Here is an 8,595-nt window from a genome sequence, read left to right as displayed (position 1 = left end):
TAACATAGTCCCCCAGAACCTCTATCCCGCCTACCCAGGGGTCGCGCAAATCATCCGTAGGGCAACGCCAGCTGCCTACTACCTGCATGTTGTAGCCCTGAGGGAAAGCGAGGGAAAGGACGAGTAAGATTAATGTCGAAATAATTAGCTTTCGGGGCATAAATGAACCCTCCGAAAATTTTTGAGCGCTTATTTTATATTATTGGAAAATTGGGGGTGTGGCAATAGGAAAGTGAGGGAAGCGCAAAAATCCATCCTCGAGTAAACGCAATTCAAGTTTAAGTTCTATAACACACCCACAACTCCACTTTTCACCCATTAATCTCTTGACCAGGAAAACTTTTGCTGCGATATTTTGTTGTGTTCATAGGAGTGGTAAAAAAACCCGTTGTATCTACTGTTAAGCATAAGGCATACACTGGGCAAAAACTTCTTCTCGTCAGGGCTATCGACCCTGTAACCAGAGAGGAGTACGGCGACACATACATTGCGATAGACTTTGTTGACGCCGGCGAGGGAGATGTGGTTCTCGTTTCGCAGGAGGGCGACGCGACGAGGATGGTTTTGGGGGACCCCACGGCGCCAGTAAGGTCGTTTATAGTGGCTGTAATAGAAAACTGGAAAATAGACAAAAGCCTTCTGGAGGAAAGCGATGATTACAGTTGATGACATTAAAGCTGACCCGCAGGTTCGCGAGCTTATCCAGCTTACCGACAGAAATCTCGAAATAATAGGCTATACCGAGCATGGTTTCAGGCATTGCGACATCGTTGCAGAACGAGCCGGAAAGTTGCTAAGAGACCTCGGCTACGACGAAAGGCGTGCTCAACTCGCCGAAATAGCCGGCTATCTCCACGACATAGGAAACATAGTGAACAGACGCCACCACGCTTTTCATGGTGCTGTTATCGCACTCGATATATTGAAACGCATGGGAATGGATTATACCGAGGCGCTCGAGATTGCCGCAGCGATTGGCAACCACCATGAGGGTGAAGGTGAACCTATATCCGAGATATGTTCTGCGCTCATTATTGCCGACAAATCCGATGTCCACAGAGACCGGGTCCGAAACCCGAACACCGTGGCGTTCGACATTCACGACCGAGTAAACTATGCCGCAAGGGAAAGCAACATAATAGTCGTAGATGATAATACGATTGAGCTTTCGATACTTATTGACCCCGACATATCGTCCGTGATGGAGTATTTTAAAATCTTTCTCGATAGAATGGAAGCCTCAAGAATCGCAGCCGAATTTCTCGGCAAAAAATTTGAGCTCGTGATAAACGGCGTAAGACTGTCGTAGATTCCGCTTATGGACAACGAATCAGTAATAAAGCAGGTTATTCAAACTATGTGGTCCCAGCTTGCGGCGCCAAAGTGCATCGACGGCACCGAGTGCTTAAACTGCGAATACTGCATTGTAAGAAACACCGTCGGGACGAAGGCTATAATAGATGCAGGCGCAGAGAGGGTTTCATCGGCATTAGGAGCAGTAACCAACAATACCGACATAGCCCGTCTCGTCGACCATACTCTTCTCAAACCCGATGCCACGGAACAGGACATAAGAAAGCTTTGCGAAGAGGCTATGAAGTACAAATTTGCCGCGGTTTGCGTTAATCCATACTGGGTGCCTCTGGCAAGGAAACTTATCACCGACCCCAAAATAAATGTCTGTTCCGTAGTGGGATTTCCTTTGGGAGCAAATAAAACCGTCGTGAAAGCGTTTGAGGCAGAAGCAGCCAAAAAGGATGGCGCCAACGAGTTCGACATGGTGATAAACATCGGGGCATTGAAAAGCAAAGATTACAAAACTGTTTTTGAGGACATAAAAGCCGTGGTCGAGGCTGTTGCTCCCGACACAGTCAAGGTCATAATAGAGACGGCGCTTCTTACGGATGAGGAAAAAGTTGAGGCATCGGCGATAGCTCGGGAAGCTGGTGCGCATTTCGTGAAAACATCGACGGGATTCGCGAAAGGTGGCGCAACTGTCCACGACATAGAGCTTATAAGGCGTGTTGTGGGTGAAACCATGGGGGTCAAAGCTTCGGGCGGCATAAAAGATTATCAAACCGCTGCGAAAATGCTTGCCGCAGGCGCCACCAGAATAGGCGCTTCCGCTGGAGTAAGAATAGTGGAGTCCAAACCAGAGTAGCTGCCCATGAGGTATTCACGCCAAAATCCCGACGAAAAATCATTCTTTATTGATACTCATGCTCACCTCGACTTTCCGCAATTTGATGGCGACAGAGACGAGGTCATAGAAAGGGCAAAGTCTTTCGGCGTGGTCCGAATAATTAATCCCGGAGTTGACCTCGAGTCGTCTCAAAGGGCAATAAAGCTTTCAGAAAATTATTATCATGTTTTCGCAGCCGTGGGAATTCATCCTCACGAAACCGCGAATCTTCCCGACGACTGGCTCGAGAGGCTTGAGCATTTAGCCTGTCATCCCAAAGTGGTCGCCATAGGCGAGATAGGACTCGATTTCTACCGTGACCTCTCCCCGCGCGATACCCAGAAAAGAGTGTTTAGTGCACAAATAGAGCTTGCCAAAAGGCTTTCACTGCCGATGATTCTGCACATAAGAAATGCCCACAATCATGTGAAGAAAATCCTTGAGGAGCATGGCTATTTCAAGGGCGTTATGCATGCTTACTCAGGCGATGAAAAATTTCTGTCGTGGGCTTTGGACAAGGGTTTTTATGTAGGCTTCGGTGGTCCAATAACCTTTAAAAATTATAAAAAGCACTATCTTGTAAGGATGACTCCTTTAGAAAGAATTCTCTCCGAAACGGATTGCCCATATCTTTCGCCTCATCCTTATCGAGGCAAACGCAACGAACCCGCACGAATTCCCCTGATCGTGGAAAAAATTGCGGAAGTTTGTGGAAAAACTTTAAGCGAAACGGCAAACACCATAGCGAAAAATGCGGAAAAGCTTTTCGGCATACCAGCTCCCGCGAAAGCAAAATCGGTAAAAAGTCTTGGTCAAAATTTTCTCATTAACCCCAAAATAGCGGACCGCATTGCTAATCTTTCGGGAGAGGGCGAGCTTTGCGTTGAGATAGGACCTGGCAAAGGCATTCTTACTGAGCGTTTGGTCAATCGTTTCAGCAGGGTAATCGCCTTAGAGCTCGACGAGGATTTGGTGAGATTACTCTGGGGAAAATTCGAAAACCTATTTGTGGTTCACATGGATTTCCTAAGAGCTGATATATCGCGTATATCGCGATTTTACGACACAAAAGCGGTAGTAGTAGGAAACATACCATACTCGGTAACTTCGCCTATACTCTTTCATATCCTTGCTCACAGGACTGCCATTAAGGAGGCTTTACTTATGGTTCAGCGTGAGGTCGCAGAAAGGCTTCTGGCATCCCCGGGGAGCAAAACATACGGTATCCCCACCGTTATATTGGGCAGACACTTTACCATCAAGCGTTGCTTCAATGTTTCACCTGCTAATTTCAGCCCTCAGCCCGAGGTGACATCAACGGTAATAAAGCTCATTCCGCGGAAGGAACCGTTATGTCCCGATGTCGATGATGAGCTTTTCTCGAAAGTAGTGCACAAAGCATTTGCTCACAGAAGAAAAACCCTGGCTAACAATCTTAAGGAGTCCTTTCCCGAAATTTATGAGTCTCTTTTGGGCGAATACGCTGGATTACGCGCCGAACAACTTAATATAATGGATTTTTGTGAGATATGTAAAAAATTGCGCAATTTTAGTTAGGTGAACAAAATAACCTATTGAAATTATTAAAAATGTTCGTATAAAGATAATTATTAGAAAACGGGGAGTGATATGGCACCGCGGCTTGGCGAAATGCTTCTTAAGGCTGGTAAGATTACCAAGGAGCAGCTTGAGGAGGCTTTGGAATATCAGAAAAAGCACGGCGGGAAAATAGGCGAGATACTCCTTAAGCTTGGTTATATAGAGGACGAAAATGTTTTAAATACCTTCCTCGCAAAACAACTCAACATAGGCGCAGTTCAACTCGAGGACCTTGAGCTTGACCCCGAAGTAGTTAACCTTATTCCGGTGGACCTCGCCCGAAAGTATAATGTTATAGCCGTTATAAAGATAGGTAAGATGCTTTTTGTGGCGACCAACGACCCCCAAAATGTGTCGGCGTTCGATACGCTAAAGTTCGTGACTGGATGCGAGATTCAACCTGTAGTGGCGTCGAAGGATGCTATAGCTAAAGCTATCGATAAATACTATGGGTTATCGGAATCCATTGACGAGATAATGAGCGAGGTTGCCGAGAACATGGAGGTCGTGGAAGAGGAGGAGGAAAGCCTCGACGAGTCCGAACTTCAAAGAGCTGTGCAGGATAAGCCTATAGTTAAGCTCGTTAACTCGATAATACTTGACGCCATAAAAATCCGCGCATCGGACATTCATATCGAGGTTTACGAGAAACGATTCAGGGTTAGATACAGGGTTGACGGGGTCCTAAGGGAGGTTTTGCAACTCCCGTATGGCTTGAGACACGCGGTCATATCGAGAATTAAGATTCTTTCTAAGCTCGATATATCGGAGCGAAGATTGCCGCAGGACGGCAGGATAAAAATTCAGGCGTATGGAAGGGCGATAGACCTCAGAGTTTCTATACTACCGTGCATATACGGTGAGAAAGTAGTGATGCGAATACTTGACCCACAAACACTGATGCTCGACATACGAAAACTTGGGTTCCCGGATAGAGCGATGAAGGAATTCAACAAAGCCATTCACCTTCCTTACGGGATGATTCTCGTTACCGGTCCTACTGGTTCGGGTAAGACGACCACTCTGTATTCAGCACTGCAGACTCTAAACACGCCCGATGTGAACATAATGACCGCTGAGGACCCAGTGGAGTTTAATATAGATGGTATAAATCAGGTTCAGGTTCACCCCGAGATTGGCTTGACATTCGCTTCTGCGCTCAGGTCATTCCTAAGACAGGACCCTAACATAATTCTTGTGGGCGAGATAAGAGACCAAGAGACCGCGGACATAGCAATAAAAGCAGCGTTAACGGGACACCTCGTGTTCTCGACACTTCACACGAACGATGCCCCTTCAACAGTAACGAGGCTTATTGATATGGGTGTTCCGCCATTTCTCGTGGCGAGCGCAGTAAAGCTCGTTATGGCGCAGAGGCTTTTAAGAAGAATTTGCAAGGAGTGCAAGGTAGAATACGAACCCGAACCAGAAAAGCTCGAGATACTTGGAATAGACCCTGATGAGGTGAAGAAAAAAGGACTTAAGTTCTATAAAGGCGAGGGTTGCCCGGCATGCAATGGCACAGGTTACAAGGGAAGAATAGCGGTTTTCGAGGTGATGCCAATAACGCGTGAGATTCAAAAACTCATTATCGAAGGTGCGTCAGCACTGGAAATAGAAGAGGTGGCTTCCAAGCAGGGTATGAGAACCCTCAGACAGGAAGCCATAGACAGAATGTTTGAGGGAATAACCACAATAGACCAGGTAATAACTGAAACGACAACATAATAGATATTTTTGGCACATTTACCCCCCACCTTTTACTTAACGAATTGCAATCGCAACACTGCATTAATTGACTTTTGAGATTTGTGTAGATATTTTTACCGGATGAAATCGCCGAATTACATAAGAAATTTTTCCATTATAGCACATATAGACCACGGGAAATCGACTCTTGCGGACAGGCTCCTTGAGCTTACGGGTGCAGTTCCCCCCGATCGCATGATCGAGCAAATACTCGACGACATGGAACTCGAGCGCGAACGCGGTATAACGATCAAAGCGCATGCGATAAAGCTCGATTATAAAGCCCCTGATGGCAACATCTACGAACTGAATCTTATCGATACGCCCGGTCATGTTGATTTTTCATACGAGGTATCCCGCTCTCTGGCATCGTGTGAAGGCGCACTTCTCGTAGTTGATGCAACGCAGGGCGTTGAGGCCCAGACTGTGGCCAATATATACATGGCGCTTGAAAACAATCTCGAGATTATTCCTGTCGTGAATAAAATTGACCTTCCCGCTGCACATCCCGATGATGTCGCGCAGCAAATAGTAGACATCCTCGGTGGTAGTAAGGACGATGTGATTTTCGTTTCAGCAAAAACCGGAGAGAATGTGGATAAAGTGCTTAAAGCTATAGTTGAGCGCATTCCACCTCCATCGGGTAAACCCGACGCGCCTCTTAGAGCGCTGGTTTTCGACTCTTATTACGACAAATATCGCGGTGTCGTCCTTTATGTGAGAATATTTGACGGACGGATTAGAGTAGGCGATAAAATCCTTCTCATGGCATCGGGTAAGGAATACGAGGTCGATGAACTCGGCTACCTGAGATTGGAGCTTGAGAAAGCTGATGAACTCGTAGCGGGCGAGGTAGGCTATATTATAGCCAATATAAAGGATGTTCGCGATGCAAGGGTAGGCGATACGGTGACCTTGGCGGAAAACCCCGCGGATGAGCCTCTGCCAGGGTATCGTGAGGCTAAACCTATGGTTTTCTCCGGATTTTATCCGACCGACCCTGATGACTTCGAGGAGCTTCGCACGGCACTTGAAAAATTAAGGCTTAATGATGCCTCGCTAACCTTTGAGCCTGAATCCTCGAAAGCGCTGGGATTCGGCTTCAGGTGCGGATTTCTTGGAATGCTTCACATGGAAATAACACAAGAGCGTCTATATCGCGAATTCGGATTGGACCTCGTTGCAACCGTTCCCAATGTTAGATACAAAGTGGTCACCACCAAAGGTGAAACACTCTGGATAGAGCGCCCGTCAGACCTTCCGGAGCCTACTCGTATTGACCACATCGAAGAGCCAATAATAAGTGCTGAGATAATAACTCCACACGAGTTTATAGGCGCCATAATGGAGCTCGTGAAAAATCGACGCGGAATATATGTTGGCTCAGATTATGTGGACCCAAAAAGAACTCTGCTTAAATTCGAGATACCCCTTGCAGAAATTATCTTCGACTTCTACGATAAACTAAAGACTATTTCCCGGGGTTACGCGTCGCTTGACTACGACTTTCTTGAGTATCGCACCTCAGATTTGATTAAGCTCGACATACTCGTTAACGGCGAGATAGTTGACGCGCTTTCCATGATAGTCCATCGCGATGAGGCATATATGTGGGGTCAGAAAATGGTTTCCAAGCTTAAAAAACTCATTCCTAGACAGCTTTTTGAGGTCGTGATAAAGGCGGCGTTCGGTAAAAGGGTTATCTCGCGAGCAAGGATAGCGCCACTGAGAAAGGATGTTACTGCCAAATGCTATGGCGGTGATGTTACAAGAAAAAGAAAACTTCTCGAGAAACAGAAAGCGGGCAAGCGTAAGATGAAAATGGTGGGCTCGGTAGAGATACCTCAGGAGGCTTTTTTCGCCGTGCTTAAAATAGAAAGGTAAGAAATTAATTAATGATACCTTACGAAATAAGCATCAAATCTTCCTGCGCCGAACGACTCGGTAACCCCTGAAGCGAAAATTGCTCCATCATCACGGACAATTATGCTGTAGAATATGTCGGTATATGGACCACCGAAAGTCATATACCAACCTCTCGTACCTACGGATGATAACATTACAATAAGCGCATTAGAACGGCTTGATGGGTCTAAAACTCCACAAACAAGTAATTTTCCGTCCGAAAGCTCAACTATATCGTAACCTGCGCTTTCCCGCCCTGAAAAATCAATAATATTTTGCCAAATAACATCGCCAACAGGTGAGATTTTCATTATGTATATTCCTCTCAATCCTGTCCTTGGTTCAACGGCATTGCCAAGTATTATGTAGTTTCTGTCGCGCGTTTCAATAACTTTTGTTGCCTCGATGTGCATAATAGAGTCAGTATATGTTCTATTCCAAAGAATGCTTCCTGAAGGATTAATTTTCATCGCCATAATATCGCTTTTCATACCGCCACTTGAGGAACGAGTAAATCCAGCTATAACAAGATTGCTATCGGATGTCTGCACCACCGATTTTGCGACATCAAGAAATGGTCCACCGAAATTTCTTTGCCAAACGATATTTCCCATATAATCGAGTTTAACAACTAAAAAGTCTCCGAAATGCATCATTGAGGACTCATCGTAGCGCATTTGAGATACACCGCAAAAAACAACCCCGCCGCTTGTTGGAGCTGTGGAGTAAAATATATTTATGTAAGAGGTGTCGATTTTTTTGGTCCAAAATGTATCACCGACCTCGTTTAACGTTGCAGCAAAAGCCTTGCTTCGAAAGGTAGATGTAGTAGGGTCCCAATGAAGGTCGTAGGTTCCACATAATATATAGGTTCGATGGATAAAGCGTTTTATATCATACGCTATGTCATCATAGGGTCCACCGTAAATAACCATCCAATTCTCATGTCCTGATTCATCGATATTAAAAACCATTATATCTTTGCCGCCATAACGCAATGGTTCACAATAACCAGCAAGCGTGAACTCAAGGTCCAAAGAACACATGCTGTACACTACATCATCATTATTTATCCCATAGTATCGCTCAATGGTCGCCTGTCCGAATGCGAGCGATAAAAAAACTATGGGTAAAATGAAAAACCTTCGCATCAACTTCCT

The 8,595-nt window shown here is 45.7% G+C and carries 7 protein-coding genes; 6 read left to right on the top strand and 1 reads right to left on the bottom strand.

From position 1 onward, the window contains the following. The first annotated feature begins 360 nt into the window (after positions 1-360). The 6 genes from J7J62_09310 to lepA all read left to right on the top strand — a co-directional run bounded on the left by J7J62_09310 (position 361) and on the right by lepA (position 7,414). Complete coding sequence (locus J7J62_09310; protein MCD6125351.1) at positions 361-666, top strand: EutN/CcmL family microcompartment protein; 306 nt, start codon at positions 361-363, stop codon at positions 664-666. Further along, on the top strand, positions 653-1,309 hold the full coding sequence (locus J7J62_09305) for an HD domain-containing protein (protein MCD6125350.1): 657 nt from the start codon (positions 653-655) through the stop codon (positions 1,307-1,309). The genes J7J62_09310 and J7J62_09305 overlap by 14 nt, the downstream gene beginning before the upstream one ends. Before the next feature lie 48 nt (positions 1,310-1,357). Then, positions 1,358-2,161 carry a deoxyribose-phosphate aldolase gene (gene deoC / locus J7J62_09300; protein ID MCD6125349.1) on the top strand — a complete coding sequence of 268 codons (804 nt, stop codon included), beginning with the start codon at positions 1,358-1,360 and terminating at the stop codon, positions 2,159-2,161. Positions 2,162-2,167: 6 nt separating this feature from the next. Then, the gene (rsmA, locus tag J7J62_09295; GenBank protein MCD6125348.1) at positions 2,168-3,739 is read left to right on the top strand and encodes a ribosomal RNA small subunit methyltransferase A; all 1,572 of its coding nucleotides are present in this window, start codon (positions 2,168-2,170) and stop codon (positions 3,737-3,739) included. A gap of 72 nt (positions 3,740-3,811) precedes the next feature. Further along, positions 3,812-5,509 (top strand): type IV-A pilus assembly ATPase PilB, encoded by a 1,698-nt coding sequence (gene pilB, locus J7J62_09290; GenBank protein ID MCD6125347.1) that lies wholly within the window; start codon positions 3,812-3,814, stop codon positions 5,507-5,509. A gap of 102 nt (positions 5,510-5,611) precedes the next feature. Then, a complete protein-coding gene (gene lepA / locus J7J62_09285; GenBank protein MCD6125346.1) occupies positions 5,612-7,414 on the top strand; it encodes a translation elongation factor 4 in 1,803 nt (600 codons plus the stop codon). Between the two features lie 8 nt (positions 7,415-7,422). Here lepA and J7J62_09280 read toward each other — a convergent pair whose 3' ends face one another. Further along, entirely contained in the window at positions 7,423-8,586 is a 1,164-nt protein-coding gene (locus tag J7J62_09280; GenBank protein MCD6125345.1) for a hypothetical protein, read from the bottom strand. Positions 8,587-8,595: the final 9 nt, after the last annotated feature.

The sequence above is a fragment of the bacterium genome, assembly GCA_021159335.1.
In the GTDB taxonomy this organism is placed as follows: domain Bacteria; phylum UBP14; class UBA6098; order B30-G16; family B30-G16; genus JAGGRZ01.
The sequence above is the reverse complement of the archived record's forward strand: the minus strand, read 5'-3'. Positions and strand labels throughout refer to the sequence as shown.